At 62.7% G+C, this 25801-nt stretch carries 25 protein-coding genes and 1 pseudogene; 17 read left to right on the top strand and 9 right to left on the bottom strand.

Going from position 1 to position 25801, the window contains the following annotated elements:
* Positions 1-193 precede the first annotated feature (193 nt).
* The gene (locus tag AC6CIG_RS01340; protein ID WP_026168958.1) at positions 194-436 is read left to right on the top strand and encodes a hypothetical protein; all 243 of its coding nucleotides are present in this window, start codon (positions 194-196) and stop codon (positions 434-436) included.
* 3 nt (positions 437-439) lie between these two features.
* On the opposite strand, the gene AC6CIG_RS01335 is transcribed toward AC6CIG_RS01340, so the two are convergent.
* Positions 440-892, bottom strand: coding sequence for a hypothetical protein (locus AC6CIG_RS01335; protein WP_102762468.1), 453 nt, complete (start codon positions 890-892; stop codon positions 440-442).
* A 64-nt stretch (positions 893-956) separates the two neighbouring features.
* Positions 957-1937: a LysR family transcriptional regulator gene (locus tag AC6CIG_RS01330; RefSeq protein WP_100670719.1), complete on the bottom strand. Its 981-nt coding sequence runs from the start codon at positions 1935-1937 to the stop codon at positions 957-959.
* A 272-nt stretch (positions 1938-2209) separates the two neighbouring features.
* Between AC6CIG_RS01330 and chvE the strand changes: the two genes are divergently transcribed.
* The 6 genes from chvE (at position 2210) to araD (ending at position 10663) form a co-directional block, all read left to right on the top strand.
* Entirely contained in the window at positions 2210-3277 is a 1068-nt protein-coding gene (gene chvE / locus AC6CIG_RS01325; protein ID WP_100670072.1) for a multiple monosaccharide ABC transporter substrate-binding protein, read from the top strand.
* 191 nt (positions 3278-3468) lie between these two features.
* A complete protein-coding gene (mmsA, locus tag AC6CIG_RS01320) occupies positions 3469-5004 on the top strand; it encodes a multiple monosaccharide ABC transporter ATP-binding protein (protein ID WP_018098302.1) in 1536 nt (511 codons plus the stop codon).
* Positions 5004-6218, top strand: a complete 1215-nt coding sequence (mmsB, locus tag AC6CIG_RS01315; RefSeq protein ID WP_018098303.1) for a multiple monosaccharide ABC transporter permease — start codon at positions 5004-5006, stop codon at positions 6216-6218. The genes mmsA and mmsB overlap by 1 nt, the downstream gene beginning before the upstream one ends.
* A 146-nt stretch (positions 6219-6364) precedes the next feature.
* Positions 6365-7360: an AraD1 family protein gene (araD1, locus tag AC6CIG_RS01310; RefSeq protein WP_102762621.1), complete on the top strand. Its 996-nt coding sequence runs from the start codon at positions 6365-6367 to the stop codon at positions 7358-7360.
* Between the two features lie 72 nt (positions 7361-7432).
* Positions 7433-8866, top strand: a complete 1434-nt coding sequence (locus tag AC6CIG_RS01305; protein ID WP_102762469.1) for an aldehyde dehydrogenase family protein — start codon at positions 7433-7435, stop codon at positions 8864-8866.
* A gap of 57 nt (positions 8867-8923) precedes the next feature.
* On the top strand, positions 8924-10663 hold the full coding sequence (araD, locus tag AC6CIG_RS01300) for an L-arabinonate dehydratase (RefSeq protein WP_018098306.1): 1740 nt from the start codon (positions 8924-8926) through the stop codon (positions 10661-10663).
* A gap of 437 nt (positions 10664-11100) precedes the next feature.
* Here the strand turns inward: araD and AC6CIG_RS01295 are convergent, their stop codons facing one another.
* The 4 genes from AC6CIG_RS01295 to AC6CIG_RS01280 form a co-directional block, all read right to left on the bottom strand.
* Positions 11101-11919: a transglutaminase family protein gene (locus AC6CIG_RS01295; protein WP_102762470.1), complete on the bottom strand. Its 819-nt coding sequence runs from the start codon at positions 11917-11919 to the stop codon at positions 11101-11103.
* Positions 11920-11935: 16 nt separating this feature from the next.
* Positions 11936-12877 carry an alpha-E domain-containing protein gene (locus tag AC6CIG_RS01290; RefSeq protein ID WP_102762471.1) on the bottom strand — a complete coding sequence of 314 codons (942 nt, stop codon included), beginning with the start codon at positions 12875-12877 and terminating at the stop codon, positions 11936-11938.
* A gap of 4 nt (positions 12878-12881) precedes the next feature.
* Positions 12882-14276 (bottom strand): circularly permuted type 2 ATP-grasp protein, encoded by a 1395-nt coding sequence (locus AC6CIG_RS01285; protein WP_164866842.1) that lies wholly within the window; start codon positions 14274-14276, stop codon positions 12882-12884.
* Between the two features lie 208 nt (positions 14277-14484).
* On the bottom strand, positions 14485-14658 hold the full coding sequence (locus tag AC6CIG_RS01280) for a hypothetical protein (RefSeq protein WP_018098312.1): 174 nt from the start codon (positions 14656-14658) through the stop codon (positions 14485-14487).
* On the opposite strand from AC6CIG_RS01280, the gene AC6CIG_RS01275 reads away from it, so the two are divergent.
* The 3 genes and pseudogenes from AC6CIG_RS01275 (at position 14657) to AC6CIG_RS01265 (ending at position 16324) form a co-directional block, all read left to right on the top strand.
* Positions 14657-15577, top strand: a complete 921-nt coding sequence (locus AC6CIG_RS01275) for a DMT family transporter (protein ID WP_102762473.1) — start codon at positions 14657-14659, stop codon at positions 15575-15577. The two genes, AC6CIG_RS01280 and AC6CIG_RS01275, sit on opposite strands and share 2 nt — an antisense overlap.
* A 97-nt stretch (positions 15578-15674) precedes the next feature.
* Positions 15675-15872 (top strand): annotated as a pseudogene (locus tag AC6CIG_RS01270) (efflux RND transporter permease subunit); the annotation flags it as partial.
* Entirely contained in the window at positions 15869-16324 is a 456-nt protein-coding gene (locus AC6CIG_RS01265) for a DUF411 domain-containing protein (RefSeq protein WP_100670080.1), read from the top strand. The pseudogene AC6CIG_RS01270 and the gene AC6CIG_RS01265, both read left to right, overlap by 4 nt.
* A 140-nt stretch (positions 16325-16464) precedes the next feature.
* Here the strand turns inward: AC6CIG_RS01265 and AC6CIG_RS01260 are convergent, their stop codons facing one another.
* On the bottom strand, positions 16465-17979 hold the full coding sequence (locus AC6CIG_RS01260; protein WP_102764509.1) for a DEAD/DEAH box helicase: 1515 nt from the start codon (positions 17977-17979) through the stop codon (positions 16465-16467).
* A gap of 597 nt (positions 17980-18576) precedes the next feature.
* On the opposite strand from AC6CIG_RS01260, the gene AC6CIG_RS01255 reads away from it, so the two are divergent.
* A complete protein-coding gene (locus AC6CIG_RS01255) occupies positions 18577-19029 on the top strand; it encodes a host attachment protein (RefSeq protein WP_102762475.1) in 453 nt (150 codons plus the stop codon).
* A gap of 21 nt (positions 19030-19050) precedes the next feature.
* On the opposite strand, the gene mnmC2 is transcribed toward AC6CIG_RS01255, so the two are convergent.
* The gene (gene mnmC2 / locus AC6CIG_RS01250; protein WP_102762476.1) at positions 19051-19770 is read right to left on the bottom strand and encodes a tRNA (5-methylaminomethyl-2-thiouridine)(34)-methyltransferase MnmC2; all 720 of its coding nucleotides are present in this window, start codon (positions 19768-19770) and stop codon (positions 19051-19053) included.
* A 39-nt stretch (positions 19771-19809) separates the two neighbouring features.
* On the opposite strand from mnmC2, the gene AC6CIG_RS01245 reads away from it, so the two are divergent.
* The 6 genes from AC6CIG_RS01245 to uraH all read left to right on the top strand — a co-directional run bounded on the left by AC6CIG_RS01245 (position 19810) and on the right by uraH (position 24352).
* Entirely contained in the window at positions 19810-20940 is a 1131-nt protein-coding gene (locus AC6CIG_RS01245; RefSeq protein WP_102762477.1) for an NAD(P)/FAD-dependent oxidoreductase, read from the top strand.
* 135 nt (positions 20941-21075) lie between these two features.
* Positions 21076-21873 (top strand): DUF1045 domain-containing protein, encoded by a 798-nt coding sequence (locus tag AC6CIG_RS01240; RefSeq protein ID WP_102762478.1) that lies wholly within the window; start codon positions 21076-21078, stop codon positions 21871-21873.
* 78 nt (positions 21874-21951) lie between these two features.
* The gene (gene puuE, locus AC6CIG_RS01235) at positions 21952-22881 is read left to right on the top strand and encodes an allantoinase PuuE (RefSeq protein ID WP_102762479.1); all 930 of its coding nucleotides are present in this window, start codon (positions 21952-21954) and stop codon (positions 22879-22881) included.
* The gene (gene uraD, locus AC6CIG_RS01230; protein ID WP_102762480.1) at positions 22881-23384 is read left to right on the top strand and encodes a 2-oxo-4-hydroxy-4-carboxy-5-ureidoimidazoline decarboxylase; all 504 of its coding nucleotides are present in this window, start codon (positions 22881-22883) and stop codon (positions 23382-23384) included. The genes puuE and uraD overlap by 1 nt, the downstream gene beginning before the upstream one ends.
* Positions 23385-23480: 96 nt before the next feature.
* A complete protein-coding gene (locus tag AC6CIG_RS01225; protein WP_102762481.1) occupies positions 23481-23984 on the top strand; it encodes an ureidoglycolate lyase in 504 nt (167 codons plus the stop codon).
* Positions 23985-23989: 5 nt separating this feature from the next.
* On the top strand, positions 23990-24352 hold the full coding sequence (uraH, locus tag AC6CIG_RS01220; RefSeq protein ID WP_102762482.1) for a hydroxyisourate hydrolase: 363 nt from the start codon (positions 23990-23992) through the stop codon (positions 24350-24352).
* 290 nt (positions 24353-24642) lie between these two features.
* On the opposite strand, the gene AC6CIG_RS01215 is transcribed toward uraH, so the two are convergent.
* Positions 24643-25779, bottom strand: coding sequence for an alpha-hydroxy acid oxidase (locus tag AC6CIG_RS01215; RefSeq protein ID WP_102762483.1), 1137 nt, complete (start codon positions 25777-25779; stop codon positions 24643-24645).
* Positions 25780-25801: the final 22 nt, after the last annotated feature.

Genomic DNA, 25801 nt, shown 5'->3' with positions numbered 1-25801 from the left:
GCCTGTCTAGCTTATAGGCCCGTTTGCCAACGATTTGAAGTGCCGCTCTGTTACGAGCAGCGGAAATGCGGAAATCGTCCGCTTCGTTCTGCGCCGCCGAACGGCAGATCTCTGCGCGCTTTTGCTGCATTTGCTCTCATTGCGGAAATGTGCAGTAGATGAATTCGATATCAAGTCTCCCAGAGGAACCAGGATGATCAAATTCATCGATCCGGATCACCCCTTCTATCGTCCCTTGTGGATCCGGCTGCTGATCATCGTGTTCTGCGCCGTGTGGACGGCGGTGGAATTCTACGGCGGGCAGGTGATGTGGGGGACGATCTTTATGGTCGTGACCGCCTATGCGGGCGCGTCCCTTCTCCTCTTTTACCGACCGAAGGAGGAGAGCCAGAGCAAAGGCGAAGCCGCCGGCGACACCACCGACGGAACGAACTGACGCTTATCCAGTCACCTTCCGCCCTTCGATCCGCCTCAAAGCCTCGTCGATAAGCATGTTAGCAAGCTTCATGCGCAAGGTCGCATTGAGCCGCGCTTCCACCGGCAGCCTGTCGGGATGATTCGCCGCGGCGAAACGCCTCCGCTTGGCGGCGAGCGTCAGCGCGGTTTCCGTTTCGCCCAGCGCGAGCTCGGAGGCGACCTCCGCAAGGCCTGTGCGCTTCAGATGATCGGGCATGGAGAACGGTTCGGATCGTTCCTCCGCCGCCACTGCGCGATAGGCCTGCTCCACCGCGCTGCGGGATGCCCAGGTGTGGGCCGCGTTTTCGGCAACGAAGCCCGGCGCCGCGCCGATGGCGGTGCCCCGCCATCCGTCGCTGGCCTCGTCCGACAGCCCGTCGTCCTGCTCGGCCTTGAGGCGCTCGAGCACCGAGTGGAATACCGACATGCCGAACATCAAGTCTCTCCGGACAGGCACTGAGTTGGCCGGAGCTTGCGATATCAAGATTATGCGGACCTGATCACGCCCTGCTCTGCTTCAGGATCAGATCGTAAAGCAGCTTTGCGCTCGGGGGGAGGGCCCGACCTTCGGCGGTGATCAGCCCATAGGGTTTGATGCGGATCGCAAATTCGGTCGGCAAAATCCGGATCTCGCCGGCTTCCGTGCCGTTGCCCGCGACCAGCCTGGCGACGTCGAGCGCAACGGGAGCGATCGCATTGGTGTTCCGCACGATCGACAGCGTCAGGATGGTCGATGAAGTATTGATGACCGTCGCCGGAAGCCGGACGCCGGCGGAAGCGAAACTGTCTTCGACCGCGCGTCGAAGCAGTGTACCGGGCGGCTGGAACACCCAGTCGTAGCCTGGGAGGTCGTGGGCGCTGGCCGACGCCTTGTCCAACAGCGGGTGGCCCTCCCGGACGATGAGGCAGACCTCCTCGAAACCGATTTCGACCAGGTTGAACAGCCGCGGATTGAGGTCGTCGGGGATCCGCCCGACGATGAAATCGTGCCGCGCCGCCAGAAGCTCCCGCGTCAGCACGTTGCTGTTGTCGATCTGAACGTTGATCTCGATGCCGGGATAGGCCGTCGACACCTGGCGGATCGCCGGCACTGCGAGATTGAGCCCCGGGCCGGTGACCGATCCGAGCGAAACCGACCCGCCGCTGCCGGTCTTCAGCTCGTTGATCTCGCGCGCAGCCTCGCGCAACTCGAGGAAGATGGTGCGGGCCCGGCGTGCCAGCGCCTCGCCGTAGCGGGTCAGTTCGACGCCGCGCGCCACCCGCTCGCATATCGGCGCCTTCACGATCGCTTCGATCTCCGCCAGCATGCGTGAGGCTGCCGGCTGCGAAATCCCAAGCGAGTCGGCCGCGGCGCTGATGCGCCGATGGTCGTCGATCGCCAGGATGAGCCGCAAGTGGTTGATCTTCAAGCCGGAGCGGAAAAGCCCCGTCTCCAGCAGTTCTCCCGTAAGCCCGGCTGCATTCTGCCTGCCATCGAGCATCGCATTGGGTTCCGTTTTCAAGAGTTTCAAAAATCACACTCTTTTAGAGCGATATATCAATTTTGGTATGCATGCAAAGCGATATTGTATTTGACAGTTATGGCAATTGATTCCAGTTTCCCAGCATATGCGCCAGCGCATGCGGGAGTATGATAAGACGGGGAGGGCTTCCTTTATCTTGAACCACCGCCGGGGGTCACGCTCGCGACGGTGGTCGCTGCGCATAGACGGAGGCCCCGTGCCTGCCGGTTCAACACTCAGGGAGAGATCTGATGAAATTCTTTACTTCGCTTCTCGCGGCTGCGGCGATCACGGTCGCTGGCTTCGCCGCGCCGGCAGTCGCCCAGGAAAAGGGCATGGTCGGCATCTCCATGCCGACCAAGACGTCGACGCGCTGGATCTCCGACGGCGAGACCATGGAGAAGCTGTTCAAGGAAGCCGGCTATACGCCGGACCTGCAGTTCGCCGACGATGACATTCCGAACCAGTTGGCGCAAATCGAGAACATGGTGACCAAGGGCGCGAAGGTTCTCGTCATCGGCGCCATCGACGGCACGACGCTCTCCGACATCCTGCAGAAGGCGGCCGATGCCGGCGTCAAGGTCATCGCCTATGACCGCCTGATCCGCGATTCCGGCAATGTCGACTATTACGCCACCTTCGACAACTTCCAGGTCGGCGTGCTGCAGGCGACCTCGCTCGTCGAAGGCCTGAAACTCGACAGTGCCACCGAGCCGAAGAACATCGAACTTTTCGGCGGCTCGCCGGACGACAACAACGCCTTCTTCTTCTACGACGGCGCGATGTCCGTTCTGCAGCCTCTGATCGACAGCGGCAAGATCGTCGTCAAGTCCGGCCAGATGGGCATGGACCAGGTCGGCACGCTGCGCTGGGACGGCGCCGTGGCCCAGGCCCGCATGGAAAATCTTCTGTCGTCCGCCTATACCGACGCGAAGGTCGATGGCGTTCTGTCGCCCTATGATGGTCTGTCGATCGGCATCATTTCGGCTCTGAAGGGCGTCGGTTACGGCTCCGGCGACATGCCGATGCCGATCGTCACCGGTCAGGACGCCGAACTGCCGTCGGTCAAGTCGATCCTCGCCGGCGAACAGTATTCCACGGTCTTCAAGGACACCCGTGAACTCGCCAAGGTCACCGTCAACATGGTCAACGCGATCATGGATGGCAAGGAGCCTGAGGTCAACGACACGAAGACCTACGAAAACGGCGTCAAGGTCGTTCCGTCCTACCTCCTGAAGCCCGTTTCCGTCGACAAGTCCAATGCCAAGGAGGTTCTCGTCGGTTCCGGCTACTACACGGAAGATCAGCTCAACAACTGATGCGGCGAACCGGGAGGGTGCGCGACAAGCTCGCGCACCCTCTTAATCCAGGCGGCATGCGTCTCGTCGCAATGTCGCTGTAGCACTTTGGCCCGCCGCGTGGTTTTATTTCGTATCGGAGCCGGTCGAAAGAACCGCGCAGCACGGGAGAGCGCCTGCAGTCTCTCCGACTGCAGCTGGAATGGCTGAGTATGGACAATATCATTCTTGAAATGCGGGGCATCACGAAGACGTTTCCGGGCGTCAAGGCCCTGGACAATGTCTCGTTCAAGGTCCGCGAAGGCGAGATCCACGCGCTTGTCGGGGAAAACGGCGCCGGCAAGTCGACCTTGATGAAGGTGCTGAGCGGCGTCTATCCGGCCGGTACCTATGAGGGCGAGATCCATTACGACGGCGAGCCTCGCCGGTTCAGCACGATCTCGGACAGCGAAGAGCTCGGCATCATCATCATCCATCAGGAACTGGCGCTCGTTCCGCTGCTTTCGATCGCCGAGAACATCTTTCTCGGCAACGAGGTGGCCGAAAAGGGCGTCATTCACTGGCCGCAGACCTTTGCCCGCACCCAGGAACTCCTGAAGAAAGTGGGCCTGAACGAGTCTCCCACGACGCTGATCACCGACATCGGCGTCGGCAAGCAGCAGCTGGTGGAGATTGCCAAGGCGCTTTCGAAGAAAGTCCGCCTGCTGATCCTCGACGAGCCGACCGCATCCCTCAACGAAAACGACTCCGACGCGCTTTTGAAGCTGCTCATGGAGTTCCGCAGCCAGGGCATGACGTCGATCATCATCTCTCACAAGCTCAACGAGATTAAGAAGGTTGCCGATCAGATCACCATCCTGCGCGACGGCGGAACGGTAGAGACGCTCGACTGTCATAAGGAAGACATCAGCGAGGACCGGATCATCAACGGCATGGTCGGCCGGGCCATGGAAGACCGCTATCCGCCGCGCGAACCGAAGATCGGCGACACGCTGCTCGAGGTGAAGAACTGGAACGTCTATCATCAGCATCACCGCGACCGGCAGTTTCTGCACGACGTCAGCTTCAAGGTGCGCGCCGGCGAGGTCGTCGGCATCGCCGGACTGATGGGCGCCGGACGCACCGAGACGGCGATGAGCCTCTTCGGCAAGTCCTGGGGCCACAAGATCACCGGCGAGGTGACGATGCATGGCCGGCCGGTGGACGTGAGCACGATTCCCAAGGCCATCAAGGCCGGTCTCGCCTATGTAACGGAGGACCGCAAGCAGCTCGGTCTCGTGCTGATCAACAACATCATGCACAACACCACGCTCGCCAACCTGCACGCGGTCGCATCGAACGGCGTCATCGACGAGCGCAAGGAACGCAAGGTCGCCGCCGAGTATCGCTCGAAGCTCCGCATCCGTTCCCATTCGATCTATCAGGAGACGGTCAATCTCTCCGGCGGGAACCAGCAGAAGGTCGTCCTGTCCAAGTGGCTGTTCACCAACCCCGAAGTCCTCATACTCGATGAGCCGACGCGCGGTATCGATATCGGCGCGAAGTATGAGATCTACACCATCATCAACCAGCTCGCGGCCGAGGGCAAAGGCATCCTGATGATCTCGTCGGAGATGCCGGAGCTGCTCGGGACCTGCGATCGCATCTATGTCATGAACGAGGGGCGCATAGTGGCCGAGCTTTCCAAGGAGGAAGCAAGCCAGGAATCGATCATGCGCGCCATCATGCGTTCAGGGGAGAAACACTAATGGTCGCCGATACGAGCACCGAAACCACCAAACCGTCGATCGGTGACTACCTCAGGAACAACATTCGCGAATACGGCCTGCTGGTCGCGCTCGTCATCATCATGCTGTTCTTCCAGTTCGTCACCAACGGCGTCCTCTTCAGGCCCGTCAACATCACGAACCTGGTGCTGCAGAACTCGTTCATCGTCATCATGGCGCTGGGCATGCTGTTGATCATCGTTGCCGGGCACATCGATCTGTCGGTCGGCTCCATCGTGGCCTTCATCGGCGCGATTTCGGCGATCATGCTCGTCAAATGGGGCTTGCCTGCCTTCGTGGTCATTCCCGCCTGCCTGATCGTCGGCGGCATCATGGGCGCGGCGCAGGGCTACTGGGTCGCCTATCAGAAGATTCCGGCCTTCATCGTCACGCTGGCCGGCATGCTGGTGTTCCGGGGAATGACCTATGTGGTCCTCGGCGGCCGCCCGATCGGACCGTTTCCGAAGGACTTCCAGATTCTCTCGACCGGATTCATTCCCGACTTCCTTTATTTCCTCAACCCGAGCCCGGAGACGATCAAGAACATGGTCGCGCTGGTCGCCGTGCTGTTGCTCGTCGGCTATGCGATCTTTGCCGGGATTCGCAACCGCCGGATCAACGACCAGCACGGCACGGAGAACGAGCCGTTCGCCTTCTTCGCGATCCAGATGGCGGTCATCAGCCTGGTGGCCCTGTTCCTCGGCTTCCAGCTTTCGACCTATCGGGGCCTGCCCAACGTCCTGGTCGTCATGGGCGTGCTGATCGCCGTCTATACCTTCGTCACCACGCGCTCGACGATCGGCCGGCGGATATACGCGATGGGTGGCAACGAGAAGGCGACCAAGCTCTCCGGCATCAATACCGAGCGGCTGACCTTCTACGCCTTCGTGAACATGGGCGCGCTCGCGGCGCTTGCCGGCATGATCATCACCGCGCGTCTGAATTCGGCGACCCCGAAGGCCGGGGTCGGCTTCGAACTCGACGTGATCGCGGCCTGCTTCATCGGCGGGGCGTCTGCCTCGGGTGGCGTCGGCAAGATCACCGGTGCGGTGATCGGCGCTTTCATCATGGGCGTGATGAACAACGGCATGTCCATCATGGGCATCGGCATCGACTACCAGCAATTGATCAAGGGCCTCGTGCTGCTCGCAGCCGTGTTCTTCGACGTTTACAACAAGAACAAGGGCAAGGGCTGACCGGCTTCCGCTCGGCCCCCGATGATCGCAACAGAAAAACGCGGCATGTTTGCCGTAACCGGGTGGCGTAAGCCCCTCTCGGGCGAAGCGTTGCTTTTCCGCAAGGGAAGGCATTGTGGGAGCCAATTCATCAGGAAGGACAGAACGTGCTGATTTCTCAGGTCAGGAAAGAAGACGGTTCGGTTATCGTCGCCGTGCGGGCCCCGGGCGAGACGGCGCGTGCCGTCAGGGGAGCGGAGAGCGTCTATGCTCTGGCGATGGAAGCGGCCAATAGCGGCAGGAGCCTCAGGGACGTCGTCGACGCCAAGGGCCTTGGCGAAACGATCGATCTCGAGGAAGCCTATTCCCAGGGGCGGCTGCTTTCCCCGATCACGCATCCCGATCCCGCCCATCTGCATCTGACGGGGACCGGGCTCACGCATCTTGGCTCCGCTGCAACCCGCGACGCGATGCACAAGAAGGCGACGGAAGCCGCCGAGGAAACGCTGACCGACTCGATGAAGATGTTCCGCATGGGGCTCGAAGGCGGCAAGCCGAAGTCCGGTGAGAAGGGCGTGCAGCCGGAATGGTTCTACAAGGGCAACGGTACCACGGCTGTGGCCCCCGGCGAGCCGCTCGTGTCTCCGTCCTTTGCCGAGGATGGCGGAGAAGAGCCCGAAATGGCCGGCATCTATGTGATCTCCGACAAGGGCGAACCCTTCCGGCTCGGCTTTGCGGTTGCCAACGAGTTCTCAGATCACAAGACCGAGCGGGTCAATTATCTGTGGCTCGCACATTCGAAGCTCAGACAGGCGAGCTTCGGACCGGAAATCCGCATCGGCGCGGCTCCAGAGGATATTCGCGGGGCATCGCGCATCCTTCGGGGCGGCAAGGTGCTGTGGGAGAAGCCTTTCCTTTCCGGTGAGGCGAACATGTCGCACAGCTTCGCCAATCTCGAATATCACCATTTCAAGTACGGCCTCTTCCGTGCACCGGGAGACATCCACGTCCACATGTTCGGCACGGCGACGCTCTCTTTCGGCGACGGCATCCGCACGGAGGAGGGAGACGTATTCGAGATCGAAGCCAAGGAATTCGGCCTGCCACTGCGCAATCCGCTGGCGATCGCGGCGGAGGAAGAGGTCGCTGTCCACCAGCTCTGACATATCTCCAATGGCAAGCGCGAGGCAGTGACCGCGGCCGCTTGCGGCAAGAAGACAAGGAGGCTGAAGCCCATGACACTTCACCAGAACCTGATCGCCGGCGAATGGGTCGGCGGAGACGGCGTTGCGAACATCAATCCGTCGAACACCGATGATGTCGTCGGCGAATATGCACGCGCCAGCGCCGAAGACGCGAAAGCCGCGATCGCCGCGGCCAAGGCCGCCTTTCCCGCCTGGTCGCGCTCCGGCATTCTCGAACGCCATGCGATCCTGAAGAAGACCGCCGACGAGATCCTGGCGCGCAAGGACGAGCTCGGGCGCCTCCTTTCTCGAGAAGAGGGCAAGACGCTCGCCGAAGGTATCGGAGAGACGGTGCGCGCCGGCCAGATCTTCGAGTTCTTTGCCGGGGAAACCCTGCGTCTTGCGGGTGAGGTCGTCCCGTCGGTCCGGCCGGGGATCGGCGTCGAGATCACCCGCGACCCGGTCGGCGTCGTCGGCATCATCACGCCCTGGAACTTCCCGATCGCCATTCCCGCCTGGAAGATCGCCCCGGCTTTGGCTTACGGCAACACCGTCGTCTTCAAGCCGGCAGAGCTGGTACCGGGCTGTTCGTGGGCGATCGTCGATATCCTCCATCGCGCGGGTCTGCCGAAGGGCGTCCTGAACCTCGTCATGGGCAAGGGCTCCGTCGTCGGCCAGGCAATGCTCGACAGCCCCGACGTCAACGCCATCACCTTCACCGGCTCGACCGCCACCGGGAAGCGGGTGGCCGTCGCCTCGGTCGAACATAACCGCAAGTACCAGCTGGAGATGGGCGGCAAGAACCCGTTCGTCGTGCTCGACGATGCCGATCTGTCCGTCGCCGTGGAAGCGGCGGTCAACTCCGCCTTCTTCTCGACCGGCCAGCGCTGCACCGCCTCCTCGCGCATCATCGTTACCGAGGGCATTCACGACCGGTTCGTCGCCGCGATGGGTGAGCGGATCAAGGGTCTCGTCGTCGACGACGCGCTGAAGGCCGGCACCCATATCGGTCCGGTGGTCGATCAGAGCCAGCTCAACCAGGACACCGACTATATCGCCATCGGCAAGCAGGAGGGCGCCAAGCTCGCCTTCGGCGGCGAGGTGATCTCGCGCGACACGCCCGGCTTCTATCTGCAGCCGGCGCTGTTTACCGAGGCGACCAACCAGATGCGCATCTCGCGCGAGGAAATCTTCGGGCCGGTCGCGGCCGTCATCCGCGTCAAGGATTACGACGAGGCGCTCACTGTTGCCAACGACACGCCGTTCGGCCTGTCTTCGGGCATCGCCACCACCAGCCTGAAGCATGCGACGCACTTCAAGCGCAATGCCGAAGCCGGCATGGTGATGGTCAACCTGCCGACGGCGGGGGTCGATTTCCACGTGCCGTTCGGCGGCCGCAAGGCTTCCTCCTACGGCCCGCGCGAGCAGGGCAAATACGCCGCAGAGTTCTACACCAACGTCAAGACAGCCTACACGCTTGCCTGAAGAAACCGGGCGTAAAGCCGGCATGTCCAGCCCGCGCAGGGCGCAAGGAAGGAAGAAATGAAGAAGAAAGCTGAGTGGCCGCGCAAGCTCCGTTCGCAGGAGTGGTTCGGCGGTACTGGCAAGAATGCCATCATGCATCGCTCCTGGATGAAGAACCAGGGGCTTCCCGCCGACACCTTCGACGGGCGGCCGATCATCGGCATCTGCAACACCTGGTCCGAGCTCACGCCCTGCAATGCGCATCTGCGCGACCTCGCCGAGCGTGTGAAGCGCGGGGTTTACGAGGCGGGGGGCTTCCCGGTGGAATTCCCGGTCTTCTCGACCGGTGAAAGCACGTTGCGCCCAACGGCGATGATGTTCCGCAACCTGGCGGCGATGGATGTCGAAGAATCGATCCGCGGCAATCCGGTCGATGGCGTCGTCCTGCTCGGCGGCTGCGACAAGACCACGCCCAGCCTGTTGATGGGTGCGGCAAGCGTGGACATTCCGGCGATCGTCGTATCCGGCGGACCCATGCTCAATGGAAAGTGGCGCGGCAAGGACGTCGGGTCCGGCACGGCGATCTGGCAGTTTTCCGAAATGGTGAAGTCCGGCGAGATGTCGCTGGAGGAGTTCATGGACGCCGAGCAGGGCATGGCCCGTTCCGCGGGAAGCTGTATGACCATGGGCACGGCCTCGACCATGGCGTCGATGGCCGAAGCGCTCGGCATGACGCTTTCCGGCAATGCGGCCATTCCCGCGGTCGATGCGCGCCGCCGGGTGATTTCGCAGCTTACCGGCCGCCGCATCGTCGAAATGGTCAAGGAGGACCTGAAGCCCTCCGACATCCTGACCAAGGAGGCATTCGAGAACGCGATCCGCGTCAACGGCGCCGTCGGCGGCTCGACCAATGCGGTGCTGCATCTGCTCGCGCTTGCGGGCCGTGTCGGCGTCGATCTTTCGCTGGACGATTGGGACAGGCTCGGCCGCGATGTGCCGACCATCGTTAACCTGCAGCCCTCCGGCAAATATCTGATGGAGGAGTTCTATTATGCCGGCGGTCTGCCGGTCGTGATCAAGGCGGTCGCGGAGATGGGCCTCCTGCACAACGATGCCATCACCGTCAGCGGCGACACGATCTGGAACGACGTCAAGGCCGTCGTGAACTACAACGAGGACGTGATCCTGCCGCGGGAAAAGGCGCTGACGAAATCGGGCGGCATCGCCGTCCTGCGCGGCAATCTGGCGCCGCGCGGTGCTGTTCTAAAACCTTCGGCCGCCTCGCCGCACCTTATGCAGCACAAGGGCCGTGCGGTCGTATTCGAAAGCATCGAGGACTATCACGCACGCATCAACCGTGAGGATCTCGACATCGACGAGACCTGCATCATGGTACTGAAATATTGCGGTCCCAAGGGCTATCCGGGCATGGCCGAGGTCGGCAATATGGGCCTGCCGCCGAAGGTATTGAAGAAGGGGATCACCGACATGATCCGCATTTCCGATGCGCGCATGTCGGGTACGGCCTACGGCACCGTCATCCTTCATACCGCGCCGGAAGCTGCGGAAGGCGGACCCCTGGCGCTCGTCGAGAATGGCGACATGATCGAGGTCGACATCCCGAACCGCACGCTGCATCTCCATGTTTCCGACGAGGAACTTGCACGACGCCGTGCGGCCTGGGTATCGCCGGTAAAACCGCTCACGGGCGGCTATGGCGGTCTCTATCTCAAGACCGTAATGCAGGCGGATTCCGGCGCCGATCTGGACTTCCTTGTCGGCGCGCGTGGATCGGTGGTCGAGCGCGACAGCCACTGATGCGATGAACCGCGGCGGAGCGTTCGGGTACGAGTCTCCGCCGCAACCTCATCACCGAACGGGGCGGTTGCGTACTGCGCCGCCTCGACAAGTTGTGGGATGGGCACCCCGGCCAAACTCCGATCGCAGCTTTCAACGCCATGTCCCCCAACGAGCGGCGCACGGTACTGAAGCGCTGCCGTGATGTCGTCAGTGGCGGCTATGACCGGGGACTGGTCGCTCTTTGCCGGATCCTGCAGTCGACTGCATCGCGGTAAGTGGAGCTTGGAGGCCTGCCTGGATCCTTTCCCGCGTTCAATGAAACGGGAAATGATCCAGGTACTTCCACAACAGAGCATTTCAATGGAAACACTGAAATGCTCTATCCATTTTGATCGACGCACTTGCGGACGGAAATCCCGTTACACACTTCTCCCGGAAGTGCTCTAAGGGCCGCTTCAATTCTGAGCTTGGCTCTGTCCTTGTTGCTCGACCGTCACGGCCACCTTCAGGGTCTCGGTGCCTGTACCGTGCACCAGTCCCGAAACCGGCGAAGCATCGCGGTAACATAGTCCCGAGGCGATGCGGACATAGCGGTCGTCCGGGCAGACCTTGTTGGCGGGATCGAACCCGACCCAGCCAAGGCCTGCAATGTGCACGTCGGCCCAGGCGTGGCTTGCGGTCTGCTGCGGATGATCCTCCATCATGAGATAGCCGGAGACGTAGCGTGCCGGCAGGCCAAGGGTGCGCGCGGCGGAGATCAGGATATGGGCATGATCCTGGCATACGCCCTTGCCGCGCTCCAGCGCCTCCTCGGCGGAGGTCCCGACCTGGGTCTCGCCCGGTTCGTAGCGTACGGTCTCGTGAATGATCGCCATAAGCGCGTGCATGCGCTCGAGTTCAGTGGCGCCTCCGGCGGCTTTCGCGAGCTCGCGGATCCGCTTGCCCGGCTTGGTCAGCGGGGTTTCGCGGGCGTAGAGCCACAGCGGTACATAGGACTGGTGAGCGCCGAATACGCCGGCCCGGTCTTCCGTTTCGACTTCGCCTCTCGCCTCTACGCAAAGGGTCGTTCGATCGGCGTCGACGCTGACGAGATGCGTGCGGTTGCCGAACTGGTCGTCATAGCTCACTTCGATGGCTGCCCCGTCCACCAGCGTCTTCCAGTTCCGCACCGTCTGGCCCGGCAGATTCACCGGCGTAAGGCGCAGTCGCTGCAATGCGTATTGTACCGGTTGGTCGTAATGATACTCGGTCGTGTGGCTGATTTTCAGATACATCTACGCCCCCTGAAGCTCATTGATAGAACCGGTAACCATCTGAGATTTCCCGGCCGAGGCGATTGTTCTGGCTGATGAACTCCTTGAGATATTGGTGTAGCCCCTGATCCATGATTTCCGCGATCGACTGGCTGCGCAGCAAGCCGAGCGTCTGCTCGGCGGTCTCGTGGGCCGCGTGCCGCTCGCCGTATTCGCGCGCGAGATAACCGAGATTGGAGACGAGCTTGTCGTAGCAATAGGCCAGCGAGCGCGGCATGCGGCCGTTTGCGATCAGGAAGTCGGCAATATTTGCGGGCCTGAGTTCGGCATCATAGACCCAGCCATAGGAGCGGTGTGCGGAGACCGAGCGCAGGATCGATTCCCACTGGACGTTGTCCATGGACGATCCGACCGCGGAGACTGCCGGCAGTAGCACGTAATATTTGACGTCGAGGATGCGTGCGGTGTTGTCGGCCCTCTCGATGAAGGTGCCGATGCGAGAGAAGTTGAAGATCTCGTTCCTGAGCATCGTGCCGTGGAAGGCGCCCCGGATAAGCCCGGCCCGCCGTTTGATCGTATCGATGATCTCCGGCATGTCGGTGGTCTTTGCCCTCCTGGCGAGGATCCCCTTCATTTCGATCCAGCATTCGTTGATCGCTTCCCATGTCTCGCGCGTGAGCGCAGTGCGGACCATGCGGGCGTTGTTGCGCCCGGCCTCGATGCACGACATCACGCTTGACGGGTTGGCGCGGTCACGCAGGAGGAAGTCGATCGCGTCGCCGCTGGTCAATCCTTCGTGGATCTGGTCATAGAGCTCTCGCACGTCCGCGCTTTGCAGCACCCCGTCCCAGTCGTCTTCGGCCGATTCGCTGCGCGTGAGCGACATGCGCAATCCGGCATCGATGAGGCGGGCGCTGTTCTCCGCGCGCTCGATATAGCGGAACATCCAGTAGAGGCCGTTCGCAGTCCTTCCCAGCATGGCCTCAGTCCTCCAGCACCCAGGTATCCTTGGTCCCGCCGCCCTGGCTGGAATTCACCACCAGGGAGCCTTCTTTCAAGGCCACGCGGGTCAGGCCGCCCGGAATGATCTGAACCTTGTCGGAGACGAGCACATAGGGACGCAGATCGACGTGGCGCGGCGCAATGCCCTTTTTGACCATGATGGGCACCGTCGAGAGCGACAATGTCGGCTGGGCGATGTAGTTGCCGGGGCGGGATTTGAGCTTCTCGGCAAAGGCTGCACATTCCATTTTTGTCGCGGTCGGGCCGACGAGCATGCCGTAGCCGCCGGAGCCGTGAACCTCCTTGACGACGAGCTCGGCGAGATGCTCGAGCACGTATTTGAGGCTCTCCGGTTCCGAGCAGCGCCAGGTGGGCACGTTCTCGAGCAGGGGTTTGCGGCCGGTATAGAACTCGACGATTTCCGGCATGTAGGAATAGATCGCCTTGTCGTCGGAAATGCCGGTGCCGGGGGCATTGGCGATGGTGATGTTGCCGGCGCGATAGACATCCATGATCCCCGGTATCCCGAGGGCGGAATCCGGGCGGAAGGTGAGGGGGTCGAGGAAATCGTCGTCGACGCGCCGGTAAAGTACGTCGATCGCCTCGTAGCCGCGCGTCGTGCGCATCTTCACCCTGCCGTCGATGACGCGCAGGTCCGAGCCCTCCACCAGTTCGACGCCCATCATATCCGCCAGGAACGCGTGCTCGTAGAAGGCCGAGTTGTAGATCCCGGGCGTGAGGACGGCAACGCGCGGCTTGCCCTCGCAGCCGGCCGGAGCGAGCGAGGAAAGGCTCTGGCGAAGCAGATTGGGATAATTCTCCACCGGCCGCACGCGGTTCTGGTGAAACAGCTCCGGAAACATCTGCATCATGGTTTCGCGGTTTTCCAGCATGTAGCTGACGCCGGAGGGCGTGCGGGCATTGTCCTCCAGAACATAGTACTGGTCTTCGCCGGTGCGTACGATGTCGGTCCCGACGATGTGAGTGTAGACGCCGCCCGGCGGCCGGAAGCCGATCATCTGCGGGAGGAAGGCGTCGTTCTTCTCGATCAGTTCGCGCGGGATGCGACCGGCGCGGATGATCTCCTGCTTGTGATAGATGTCGTCGAGAAAGGCGTTGAGCGCGATGACGCGCTGTTCGATGCCTTGGGCGAGCCGGCGCCATTCGCGCCCGGAGATGATGCGGGGTATGAGATCGAAGGGAATCAGTTTTTCGGAGGAATCCGCGTGTCCGTAGACTGCGAAGGTGATGCCCGTCTTGCGAAAAATCTTTTCGGCTTCCTTCGATTTCGCGATGAGCCGGTTTCTGTCCTGACTGGCATACCATTGATGATAGGTCGAATATGGCTGGCGCGGACTGCTGTCCGCATTGATCATTTCGTCAAATACCAAAGGCGTGATCCCCTTATTTTCGACCATTTGAATACAACGCAGAGTGCAATGCAAGAAGCGTGCACATTTGCGATCGAAGAATTTGGCGGGTGGCGGCGCGGCCGTTTTCAGCGTTTCCGGGCGAAAACCGGGGCAGCGGCACGCACAGCCCGGACTTCGGGCTGCGCAGAAAAAACAGGCTGATGCCCGGATTTTAGGCCCATGGTATTCGCGAAAACGCGTTCAGCAGGTTGTGGAGCGGCCATTCCGATTCGCTGATAGTATCGATCAGAAAAATTCCTTTGACCGGGCGCTGTCGCCGCTCTATCGCGGCAGCGGCGATCCTGCCCGGATCGTCCCCTATCCATTTGCTCAGGAACGATTTCATGCTCGCCCGCCTGGCCCCGGCCATCTTCGTGCTGCTCTGGTCGACAGGCTGGGTCGTTGCAAAATATGCGGCTATCTTCGCCGATCCGCTGACCTTCCTGGCGCTGCGCTATAGCTTCGCCATTCTGCTCTTCATCGGCTTCTGTCTCCTGAGCGGCGCGCGCTGGCCCCGCTCGGCGACGGCGATCGGCCATGCCGTCGTGTCCGGCGTCTTTCTCCACGGCCTCTATCTCGGTGCCGTATGGTGGGCGATCGGGCAGGGTGTGCCCGCGGCGATCTCCGGCATCATTGCCGGCTTGCAACCCCTGATGACGGCTGCGATCGCGCCTTGGCTGATCGGCGAGAAGCTGGCGGGCCAGCAGAAGCTGGGCCTTATCCTCGGCTTTTGCGGCATCGCGCTTGCGGTTGCGCCGAAAATGCTGGCGATCGACTCGGCCGCAACGCCGATCCACCTGCTGCCGCTGGCCGTCAACGTTCTCGGCATGGCCGCCGTCACCTACGGGACGCTCTATCAGAAACGGTACCTGCAGACTGGCGACATCCGGTCGATTGCAGCGTTGCAATACGTGGGAGCGCTCCTCGTGACCATCCCTCTGGCGCTCATGCTCGAGGACCTGCGGGTCACCTGGAATATCGAACTTGTCGCGGCGCTCGCCTGGTCGGTGCTGGGCCTCTCGATGGGAGCGATCGCACTCCTGCTCTATCTCATTCGGCGCGGGCAGGTATCGCGCGCGGCATCGCTGATTTATCTGGTGCCGCCGCTTGCCGCCGGCGAGGCGGCCCTGTTCTTCGGAGAAGCGCTGACCTGGCCCATGATCATCGGCACGGTAATTGCCGTCACAGGGGTCTATCTCACCAACCGCAAGCCGGCCAACGGAACAGCCGCGAGCGACAGCGCAAAGGAAGCGCAGGCGGTTTGACGAACGCGATGACGGGGTGCACTCGAAGCCCTGTCGATCGCACCGCCCGGTATCGTCGGCCGCAACTCATGGTCGGGGCGGTCGAACGGGTCCGGCCGGGTCCGGGTCGGAGGTCATGCAGCGGATCGCTGTCCCGATGATCGGCGGAATGGTATCCTCAACGATCCTCACCTTGGTGGTCATTCCGGCCGTTTATGGCGTCGTGAAGGGCTGGCGGCTGCCCTCACCGGGTGCATCGACGAAAGCCGACCATTTCAATGCCGCACAACACGCGTACAATGGAGAGCAGCGATGAGAAGAAGAGCGTTTCTGATTTCCGCGGCCGCGACCGCGTCGGTTTGGATGATCGGGCCAGCCTTGGCAGCCGGGCGTGAAATGGTCGTCTACAAGGACCCCAATTGCGGCTGCTGCCATGAGTGGGCCGCGGCGATGAAGGGAGCCGGCTTCCAGGTAAAGATCGAGAACGTCGACGACCTGTCTGCGATCAAGCAGCGCCATGCGATCCCGGATGAGATGCAGGGTTGCCATACCGCCGTGGTCGGCGGTTATTACGTGGAGGGCCACGTGCCGCTCGATGCCGTCGAAAGGCTTCTCGCCGAGCGTCCAGACATTGCCGGCATCGCGGTCCCGGGCATGCCCGTCGGATCGCTAGGCATGGGAGACGACCCTCGCGCATCCTATGACGTGTTCGCGGTGAACAGGGACGGCACCAGCGCGATCTACCAGTCCGTCAGGCCCAAGGGCTGACCGGCGCAGGTGATGCAGGGTGTCGAAACGGCGGGGATCTACCCGCCGTTTCGACGACGCTTGGCGCCTAAGAGCGTCCAATGCATTGAAGCACCAAACATTCTAAGTCTTTGACGCTACGCACTTATCCTCGAAGTGCTCTAGCGCTGATGGCCGCGACCGTCGGCACGCTGCGGTCGATTGCCGCCGCCATTACGTTCGCCGGACTGTTCGCTTCCGCGGCGGCCGGCCTGCTGCGGTCCGGGCCGCCCATGGTGCTTCTGCGCCTTGTGATTGCGGTGGCCTTCCGGCCTTCCGTCCGCCGGTCCATGCCCGGCAGCGCGCTGGTCGCGGCGCTCGTGCGAGCGCTCGTCGCGCAGCAGGTCGTCGCCGGCGAATCCGCCCGCTGCCGCCTGGCGCTGCGGCCGATCGCGGCGAGGTCCGCCCTGGCGCTGTCCTGCGCCATTGCCGCGAGGCTGGCCGTTACCGCGAGGCTGACCGTTGCCGCGGCCGCCACGGCCCTTGGAGGGGCGGGCCTGGTCGGCCGGCGCTTCGCCGCTGGCGACAGCGATCTGGATGCCCATCAGCTTTTCGATGTCACGGAGCAGGCGGATTTCGTCCGGCGCGCAGAAGGCGATCGCGATGCCGTCGCGGCCGTTGCGGGCCGTACGGCCGATACGGTGCACATAGGCGTCGGGCACTTCCGGCAGGTCGTAGTTGTAGACGTGGGTGACGCCCGGAATGTCGATCCCGCGGGCGGCCACGTCCGTCGCCACGAGCACGCGGATCTCACCGTCGCGGAATGACTTCAGCGCACGCTCCCGCTGACCCTGGCTCTTGTTGCCATGGATCGAGGCGGCCTTGAAGCCGACATGGTCGAGATGCTTCATCAACTTCTCGGCGCCATGCTTGGTGCGGCTGAAAATCAGCGACAGCCCATCGGGATTGGCAGTCAGAGTCTGCTTCAGGATCGTCGTCTTCAGGTCCTTGCCGGGGACGAAATGCACATATTGTTCGACCTTGTCGGCGGCTTTGCCCGGAGGCGAGACTTCGACCTTGACCGGGTCGGTCAGGTATTCGCCGGCAAGCTCGGCAATCAGCTTGGGCATGGTTGCCGAGAAGAGCAGCGTCTGACGGTTCTTCGGCACCAGCTTGGAAATCTTGCGCAGGTCATGGATGAAGCCGAGGTCAAGCATCTGGTCGGCCTCGTCGAGAACGAGATAGCGAGCCTGGGTCAGCGTCACCGCCTTGCGCGAAACGAGGTCGAGCAGGCGGCCAGGGGTCGCGACGAGAATGTCGACGCCACGGGCGAGCTGTTCGGTCTGCTTGTTGATCGAAACGCCACCGACGACGAGGCCGATCTTCAGCGGGCTCTTCTTCACGAAAAGCTTCAGGTTGGTCGCGATCTGATTCACCAGTTCGCGCGTGGGGGCAAGCACGAGCGCGCGGATGTTGCGCGGATCGGGGCGTCTGCCATCGGCGACGAGCTTTTCGATCATCGGCAGGCCGAATGCAGCGGTCTTGCCGGTGCCCGTCTGCGCAAGGCCGATGAGGTCATGGTCTTTCAGGACCAGCGGAATGGCTTGAGCCTGGATGGGCGTCGGCTTTTCGAAACCATTGGCGGAGAGTGTCGCCACAATGTGCTCGGAGAGCCCAAGCTCTTTGAAAGTGGTCAATGCATATACCTTTCGGGGCGCCAAACGCTCTCGCCGGAACAGCAGGATGCGGTTCCGGTGTCATCTGGCGTCAAGAACCCCGCGTGAATTGGGAACTTGTGGGTTAATAGAAAATCGTCAGGCGCCTGTGCTGCCGCGGAGGGCGGCGATGTTTCGCGCTTTTCCTTCTTCACGGCTTCGAAGTGATGCCGAGGGCGCGCTCACGCGGCGGCCGGAAGGTGACGCAGGCCTTAGATCGTTGTTTTGCGCCGGAAAGTCAAGCTGCATCTTTTCGCAGGTGCGAAAGCATGCCGTCTCGTCGCGCCGGCAGGCGAAACGTCGCCCCCGGCGAAAGGGCATGGACCACACGCCGGCATCCGCGGCGACAGCCGGCAAAGAAGCAGCACGTCACCTATGTTCCCCTTGCAGAAGAAGGGCCTGAGCGTACAATCTAGCCGCTTGACCTCGCCGATTGTCGGCTGCTGACGGGCTGGTGATGCGAGCGGGCCGCGCGACACGGCATGCGCAGATATTCGGCGGCAAGGAACCTGACGCGGCCTCAGCCGTTCTGTCCGTGAACCTCGCCAACCTATCTGCCATCTACACGGGGAGACAATAGTGCGGAACCGGATCTGGATTTTGACAGCCGATGGAAACACGGCGCGCATCGTGAAGGACGTCAACCTGCTGAAGGATGGCAGGCAGCAGCCGGAGGAGGAGACATTTCAAATCGAGACCAAGCGTCGCCAGGACATCATGGCCGACAAACCCGGACGCAGCCATTCGTCCGTCGGTCACGGCCGTTCGGCAATGGAATATAGCAGCGACCCCGTACGCGAGGAGCAACATCGCTTCGCCGTGGAAATCGCCGGGAAGCTCGACCACTATGCCCACGACCAGGCCTTCGAAAATCTCGTGATCTGCGCGGCACCAAGGACGCTCGGCGACCTGAGGAAGCTGCTCTCTCACCAGGTCAAGGAAAAGACCCTTGCCGAGATCGACCGCAATTGCGTCGCCGTTCCGACCGATCAGTTGATCGCGACGGTCAAGTCCGTAGTCTTCCCCGGATAAGCACGTCCGGATTCGGGCAAATCAGGCTTTGTCACCGCGCAGCATCTCCCGCTTGCCGGCAAAGCCGGGACGACGTTCGACGGTGAAACCCGCCGCCGCCAGGTTGCGGCGGACGAAGCCGGCTGCGGCATAGGTCGCGAAGCTGCCGCCTGAGACGGTCCTGTCGAATACCAGCCGCATGAGTTCTTCCGACCACATGTCCGGATTGCGAGAGGGTGCGAAACCGTCGAGATACCAGGCGTCGAAGTCCGGAGGGGAGGCTGACACGCCGTCGAACGCCGTGCCGATCACCACGGTAAGCCGAACCTCTTCGCTGAATGCGATGTCGATCTGGCCGGCCGGGTTCGTGGGCCAATTGGCAACGAGCGCCTGCCGCTCTTCGTCGATTTCCGGCCAATGCGCCAGCGCCCGGCCGATCTCCACCGCTTGCATGGGAAAGCGCTCGAAGGAAACGAAATGGAGGCTCCTGGCCGCGGCCGGCGATTGTTTCCAGCGGCGCCAGGTTTCGCAGAAATTGAGCCCCGTGCCGAAGCCGAGTTCGCCGATCGTGAACGGGCCGCCCGCCTGCCAGCGTTCCGGCAGCCGGTTGCCGGCAAGAAAGACGTGGCCGCATTCGAGCCGTCCGTCGGTGCGGCAATAAAAGTGATCGCCAAATTCCTTCGAATAGGGCATATCGCCCTCGTGCCATTCGAGGTTTTGCCGCGAGGGTGAAGGGCTCTGGCCGGGATCGGTTCCTGTCATGGTGAACCCGATAATTCTCCGGCCCGGGAAGGTCAATCGATGTGCGAAGTTTTGATCGTGGGCGGCGGCGTCATGGGGCTCTGGGCCGCCGTGATGGCCGCCCGCGCCGGGTTCGCGACGCGGCTCCTCGAGCGCAGGCTGATCGGTTCCGGCGCGAGTGGCGGTCTCCTCGGCGCGCTCATGCCGCATATGCCCGACCGGTGGAACGAGAAGAAGCAGTTCCAGTTCGATGCCCTGGTGTCGCTCGAAGGCGAGATTGCCGAGCTTGAAACAGCCACGGGCCTCTCGGCAGGCTATCGTCGCTGCGGCCGTGTCATGCCCCTCGGTAAGCCGCATCTGCGGGAGATCGCCCTTGGTCGCGAGCAGGATGCGGCGCAGAATTGGCATACTCCGGCACGCCCGTTCCATTGGCAAGTCCGCGATGCCGATGCAGTCGGTTGGCCGGCCGCCGATGCGGCGCCCTTCGGTGTCGTCAATGACACGCTGGCCGCCCGGTTGGCGCCGCGCAGCCTGCTTGCGATGCTGCGGGCTGCCTTGGACCAGTTTCCGCATGTCCGATGCGAGGAAGGGGCGGAAGTCGTCTCGCTCGACCCGGCGCTCGGCCGGCTTGCGCTAGCCGACGGGCGCGATTTGGCCTTTGAGCGCCTGATCCTCGCCGCGGGCGTCGAAAGCTTCTCCTTCATCGACGGTTTGACCCAGCCGCGGCTGGCGCCGAGCGGCGGTGCGGTCAAAGGACAGGCGGCGCTGTTGCGCGCCGACATCGATCCGGCCCTGCCCATCATCTTTGCCGACGGTCTCTATGTCGTCCCGCATGAAAGCGGCCACGTGGCGGTCGGCAGCACCAGCGAGAACCGATTCGAGGAACCCTTTTCCACCGATGGCCAGCTCGATGCACTGCTTGCCCGCGCAACGGCTCTTGCGCCCGCATTGCGCGGCGCTCCGGTGGTCGAGCGCTGGGCGGGCCTGCGCCCCAGATCTACGGGGCGCGAACCCATGGTCGGCCGTCACCCCGATCACGAAAGGGTCTTCGTGTTGACGGGCGGCTTCAAGGTGAGCTTCGGATTGGCGCATGCTCTGGCGCGATCCGTGGTCGACGAGATTGCCGGCCGTCCAGCCGTCGCGCTTCCGGATACGTTCCATTGTGCGCACCATATCGCGGCATTGCGATAGGCGAGGCAGGCTTCACGACCCCGTTACGGCCGGCCAAATTCGTCAATCTGTCACGCAAATCACTTAACACGCCGCCATTGGACCTCGAACGGGATGCGGGCCATTCCGCCTTCACGGACTTCCGGAGCTTGCGCCATGCGCTATGCGATCTGTTTCACCCCGCCGATGGGAGACCCGCTTTCTGCGGCGGCTGCCAGCTGGCTCGGCCGCAGCGTCTATTCCGGGGAGGCCGTGGAACTGCCGTCGATTGCCGGCCTCGCCGTTTCGGAGATGGCCTTCTACACGGCCGTTCCACGCCGCTTCGGCTTTCATGCGATGATCATGGCGCCCTTCCGCCTGAAGCCGGATATGGACGAAGCGCAATTGCTCAAGGCGATGATGCTCTTCACGAGCGGGGAGACGCCGTTTCAAATCGAGCGGCTGGAGGTTGCACGCCTCAGCCAGTGCTGGGGGTTGATGCCGGAGGTGCCCAGCCAGTCGATGCATCTGCTCGCCGCCCGCGTCCTGCAGGCGCTGGACCGGTTCCGCGCTCCGCTGAGTGAAGACGATATCGAGCGGGCGGACCCGGACAGGCTCACGGCTCCGCAATTCACCAATCTGCATCGCTGGGGCGATCCCCATGTGATGGACGAATATCGTTTCCACATGCCGCTGACCGGCCCCCTGAACGCCGATGTGGGGCGGCGGGTTGAGGCCCCCTTGCGCGGATTGTTCGAACCGCTGCTGACCGAACCGCTCCTGATCGGCAGCCTCGCTCTGTTCATCGAGCACGAGCCCGGAGCGCCGATGCGCGTGCATTCGCAGCATCCGCTTGGAAAGATTTCCGCGCGCCCGCGCGCCAAGGCAGGACTGTCGATCGGGCAGCGCCCCGGCCCCGACACTCGGGCCACGCCGCCGGTCGCGCTGACCGCCTCGCTTCCCGGCGGGCGGTAACTTCGGAATCGCCATTTTTCCCATCTCGACAATCCGGTGCGGGATGCTACCGTTCCGGAAAAGTCGAAGGGTGAAATCATGTCCGAGAATTCCTATCCGCGCGACCTCGTCGGCTATGGACGCAGGCCGCCTGAGGTGCGTTGGCCGGGCGACGCCAATATCGCCGTGCAGTTCGTGCTGAACTATGAGGAGGGCGGCGAAAGCTGCATCCTCGACGGCGATCCGGCGTCCGAATGTCTGCTGTCGGAGATCGTCGGCGCTCAGCCATGGGCTGGACAGCGCAACCTCAATATGGAGTCGATCTACGAATACGGCGCCCGCGCGGGCTTCTGGCGGTTGTGGCGGATGTTCACGAGCCGGGGCGTGACGCTGACGGTTTATGGCGTGACGCTCGCCATGGCACGCAATCTGGAAGCCGTCGCCGCCATGAAGGAGGCCGGCTGGGAGATCGCCAGCCACGGCCTGCGCTGGCTCGAATACAAGGACGTTCCCGAAGACATCGAGCGCCAGCACATCCGCGAGGTCGTGCGGCTGCACACCGAACTGACCGGCGAGCGTCCGCTCGGCATCTATCAGGGCAAGCCCTCGGCAAACACGCTCAAGCTCGTACTGGAGGAGGGCGGCTTCCTCTATTCCTGCGATTCCTATGCCGACGAGCTTCCCTATTGGGTCCCCGGACTGACGCCGGGCAATCCGCATCTCATCATTCCCTATACGCTCGACGCCAACGACATGCGTTTCGCGACCAATCAGGGTTTCAACTCCGGCGACCAGTTCTTCACCTATCTCAAGGACACGTTCGACGTGCTCTATGCGGAGGGCAAGGAAGGCAGCCCGAAAATGATGAATATCGGCCTGCACTGCCGCCTGGTCGGGCGTCCCGGTCGCGCTGCGGCGCTCGCGCGGTTCATCGACTATGTGATGTCCCACGACAAGGTCTGGGTGCCGCGCCGCATCGACATCGCGCGCCACTGGTACGAACATCACAAACCCAACGGTACGCGCTGATGTCGGGGCGCGATGATTTCATCCAACGCTTCGGCGGCATCTTCGAGCACTCGCCCTGGGTGGCGGAACGCGCCTATGATCGTGCGGCTTCCTCCGGCTTGACCGCCGGCAATGTCCATTCGGCGCTCTGCAACGCATTCCGTGCGGCTTCCCCGGCCGAACGACTCCGGGTATTGCGGGCTCATCCCGATCTCGCAGGCAAGCTCGCGGTGGCCGGCGAGCTCACGGCCGATTCGAAAGCCGAGCAGGCGTCTGCCGGTCTCGACCGGCTCTCCGCCGAAGAGCATGCGCGCTTCACCGGGCTGAACACGACCTACACCAGGAAATTCGGCTTTCCTTTCATCATCGCGGTGAAGGGGCTGACCAAGGAAGACATCCTCGCCGCTTTCGAGAGGCGCATTGACAATTCCAAGGAAGAGGAATTTGAAACGGCCTGTGCCGAGGTGGAGCGGATCGCCCGCCTGCGGCTCCGATCCATGCTTCCGGGAGACGACAATGCCTGACACCATTCCTGATCTGTCCGACCGCGCGACGGGGATGACGCGTTCAGCGTCCGAGCCTTCGGGCGCCAGCGCACAGAGAGCCGGAACGGCAGGCTGATGTCGCATATGCTTTCGATCGAGCCTCTGACCAGGGAGGCTTTCGCGCCGTTCGGCAGCATCATCGAGGCCGACCCGGCCTCGATGCGCTTCATCAACGGCGGCAATACCGAGCGGTTTCACGCGCTCGCACGTGTCGATGCGGCGGGAGAGGGCGCCGGCGTCATCATCAACATCTTTCGCGGGCAGCCCCGGGCATTTCCCTATTCCGTGACGATGATGGAGCGCCACCCGCTCGGCAGCCAGAGCTTTTCGCCGCTTCGGGACCGGCCGTGGCTGGTTGTGGTCGCCGAGGATGAAGGCGACCGTCCCGGCCGGCCGAGGGTCTTCCTCGCGAATGGCAGCCAGGGCGTCAATTACGGCCGCAATGTCTGGCATCATCCGTTGATGTCAGTGGGCGCCGTCAGCGAGTTCATGGTCGTCGACCGCGAGGGGCCGGGCAACAACCTGGAAGAGTTCCATTACGACGAGGCTTTCGTCATTCCCGATCCATCCAAAGGGTGAACGCGATGAGCAAGTCAGGCCGTCTGACGACCCATGTTCTCGACACCGCGCTCGGCAGACCCGCCCACGGACTGAAGATCGATCTCTACCGGCTCGAAGGCGATGCGCGGCACCTGATCCGTACGGTCCATACCAATAGTGACGGCCGCGTCGACGAGCCGCTCATGACGGGGGGCGGGTTTGCGACCGGCACCTACGAACTGGTCTTCCATGCCGGCGACTATTTAAGGTCAACCGGCGTGACGCTTCCGCATCCCGCCTTTCTCGAGCTCGTTCCCCTGCGCTTCGGCATTGCAGATGCCGACAGCCATTACCACGTGCCGCTGCTGCTCTCGCCCTACGGCTATTCCACCTATCGCGGCAGTTGATAACGCGTCGGCGGATAAGCTCGCTGCCACCGAGCGGCTGATGTAGCTGGAGGTGGGCGCCGCTACGATGGGCGCCGTTTGCGCATTGGCTTGCGCTTCAATGGAGCGATGGCGCGAGGTTCGAGGGTCACGCCATCAACCGGCCCCGGGTGAAGAGGGCTCCGGCTTCGCCGGGGTCAAGGCAGGTGACATAGGCTTTCTGATGATATTGCCCAACTGCTGATCGTGCGGTTCCGCCCTAAGTCTTTGAAGCTACGCACTCCCGACGGACCGCACGCTTCCTGCACCTGCTACTCGGCGATGATGTCGCGGCCGACCTCCGCGATGCGGCGTTTGCCGCAGAGCGCCATGGTCGTATCCATCTCCTTGCGGATGATGTCGAGCGCGAGCGTGACGCCTTCCTTGCCGAGCGCGCCAAGGCCGTAGAGGAACGGGCGGCCGATATAGGTGCCTTTCGCACCGAGCGCGATCGCCTTCAAGACGTCCTGGCCGGAACGAATGCCGCCGTCGAGGTGTACCTCGATCTGGTCGCCGACGGCGTCGACGATGCGCGGCAACATGCTGATCGAGGAATGCGCGCCATCGAGCTGACGGCCGCCATGGTTAGAGACAATGATCGCGTCGGCGCCGGTCTTAGCCGCCATTTTCGCGTCTTCCGGATCGAGAATGCCCTTGAGGATCAGCGGACCGCCCCAGCGCTCCTTGATCCACTCGACGTCCTTCCAGGAAAGCTGCGGGTCGAACTGCTCGTTCGTCCAGGCCTGAAGCGAGGAGAGGTTGGTTACGCTCTTGGCGTGGCCGAGAATGTTGCGGAAGGTGCGGCGGTTGGTGCCGAGCATCTTCATGCACCAGCCGGGCCGCGTCGCCATCATCCAGAGGTGTTTCGGCGTCAGTCGCGGCGGCGCGGACAGGCCGTTGCGAAGGTCCTTATGGCGCTGGCCGAGGATCTGCAGGTCGAGCGTCAGGACCAGCGCGGAACACTTCGCGGCCTTGGCCCGGTCGATCAGATTGAGCACGAATTCGCGCTCGCGCATGACATAGAGCTGGAACCAGAACGGCTTCGTCGTCACCGAGGCGACGTCCTCGATCGAGCAGATGCTCATGGTCGACAGCGTAAACGGGACGCCGAAAGCCTCGGCCGCCTGGGCCGCCAGCATCTCGCCGTCGGCATGCTGCATGCCCGTCAGGCCGGTGGGGGCGAGCGCGACCGGCATCGAGACCTTCTGGCCGATCATCGTCGTTTCGAGCGACCGGTCGGACATGTCGACCAGCACCCGCTGACGCAGCTTGATCCCGGCGAAATCCTCCTCGTTGGCGCGGTAGGTTCCCTCCGTCCATGCGCCGCTGTCCGCATAATCGAAGAAAAGCTTCGGCACGCGCCGTCTGGCCAGGGCCTTGAGGTCCCGTATTTCGAGAATCTGCGTCATGGATCGGCCTCATCGAGTGAAT

The organism is Sinorhizobium sp. GQ132 (assembly GCF_059758575.1).
Note: the sequence above shows the minus strand (reverse complement) of the source record. Positions and strands in the feature narration are given on the sequence as shown.

What these genes read in the sequence shown, in the direction of transcription:
- puuE (WP_102762479.1), top strand. Translation starts at nt 21,952, where the DNA reads ATGTCCGAGAATTCCTATCCGCGCGACCTCGTCGGCTATGGACGCAGG.
- AC6CIG_RS01225 (WP_102762481.1), top strand. Translation starts at nt 23,481, where the DNA reads ATGTCGCATATGCTTTCGATCGAGCCTCTGACCAGGGAGGCTTTCGCG.
- araD (WP_018098306.1), top strand. Translation starts at nt 8,924, where the DNA reads ATGAAGAAGAAAGCTGAGTGGCCGCGCAAGCTCCGTTCGCAGGAGTGG.
- AC6CIG_RS01285 (WP_164866842.1), bottom strand. Translation starts at nt 14,276, where the DNA reads ATGATCAATGCGGACAGCAGTCCGCGCCAGCCATATTCGACCTATCAT.
- AC6CIG_RS01295 (WP_102762470.1), bottom strand. Translation starts at nt 11,919, where the DNA reads ATGTATCTGAAAATCAGCCACACGACCGAGTATCATTACGACCAACCG.
- AC6CIG_RS01240 (WP_102762478.1), top strand. Translation starts at nt 21,076, where the DNA reads ATGCGCTATGCGATCTGTTTCACCCCGCCGATGGGAGACCCGCTTTCT.
- AC6CIG_RS01275 (WP_102762473.1), top strand. Translation starts at nt 14,657, where the DNA reads ATGCTCGCCCGCCTGGCCCCGGCCATCTTCGTGCTGCTCTGGTCGACA.
- AC6CIG_RS01330 (WP_100670719.1), bottom strand. Translation starts at nt 1,937, where the DNA reads ATGCTCGATGGCAGGCAGAATGCAGCCGGGCTTACGGGAGAACTGCTG.
- AC6CIG_RS01335 (WP_102762468.1), bottom strand. Translation starts at nt 892, where the DNA reads ATGTTCGGCATGTCGGTATTCCACTCGGTGCTCGAGCGCCTCAAGGCC.
- AC6CIG_RS01340 (WP_026168958.1), top strand. Translation starts at nt 194, where the DNA reads ATGATCAAATTCATCGATCCGGATCACCCCTTCTATCGTCCCTTGTGG.
- AC6CIG_RS01280 (WP_018098312.1), bottom strand. Translation starts at nt 14,658, where the DNA reads ATGAAATCGTTCCTGAGCAAATGGATAGGGGACGATCCGGGCAGGATC.
- AC6CIG_RS01290 (WP_102762471.1), bottom strand. Translation starts at nt 12,877, where the DNA reads ATGCTGGGAAGGACTGCGAACGGCCTCTACTGGATGTTCCGCTATATC.
- uraH (WP_102762482.1), top strand. Translation starts at nt 23,990, where the DNA reads ATGAGCAAGTCAGGCCGTCTGACGACCCATGTTCTCGACACCGCGCTC.
- chvE (WP_100670072.1), top strand. Translation starts at nt 2,210, where the DNA reads ATGAAATTCTTTACTTCGCTTCTCGCGGCTGCGGCGATCACGGTCGCT.
- AC6CIG_RS01305 (WP_102762469.1), top strand. Translation starts at nt 7,433, where the DNA reads ATGACACTTCACCAGAACCTGATCGCCGGCGAATGGGTCGGCGGAGAC.
- mmsB (WP_018098303.1), top strand. Translation starts at nt 5,004, where the DNA reads ATGGTCGCCGATACGAGCACCGAAACCACCAAACCGTCGATCGGTGAC.
- AC6CIG_RS01245 (WP_102762477.1), top strand. Translation starts at nt 19,810, where the DNA reads ATGTGCGAAGTTTTGATCGTGGGCGGCGGCGTCATGGGGCTCTGGGCC.
- AC6CIG_RS01265 (WP_100670080.1), top strand. Translation starts at nt 15,869, where the DNA reads ATGAGAAGAAGAGCGTTTCTGATTTCCGCGGCCGCGACCGCGTCGGTT.
- uraD (WP_102762480.1), top strand. Translation starts at nt 22,881, where the DNA reads ATGTCGGGGCGCGATGATTTCATCCAACGCTTCGGCGGCATCTTCGAG.
- mnmC2 (WP_102762476.1), bottom strand. Translation starts at nt 19,770, where the DNA reads ATGACAGGAACCGATCCCGGCCAGAGCCCTTCACCCTCGCGGCAAAAC.
- AC6CIG_RS01215 (WP_102762483.1), bottom strand. Translation starts at nt 25,779, where the DNA reads ATGACGCAGATTCTCGAAATACGGGACCTCAAGGCCCTGGCCAGACGG.
- mmsA (WP_018098302.1), top strand. Translation starts at nt 3,469, where the DNA reads ATGGACAATATCATTCTTGAAATGCGGGGCATCACGAAGACGTTTCCG.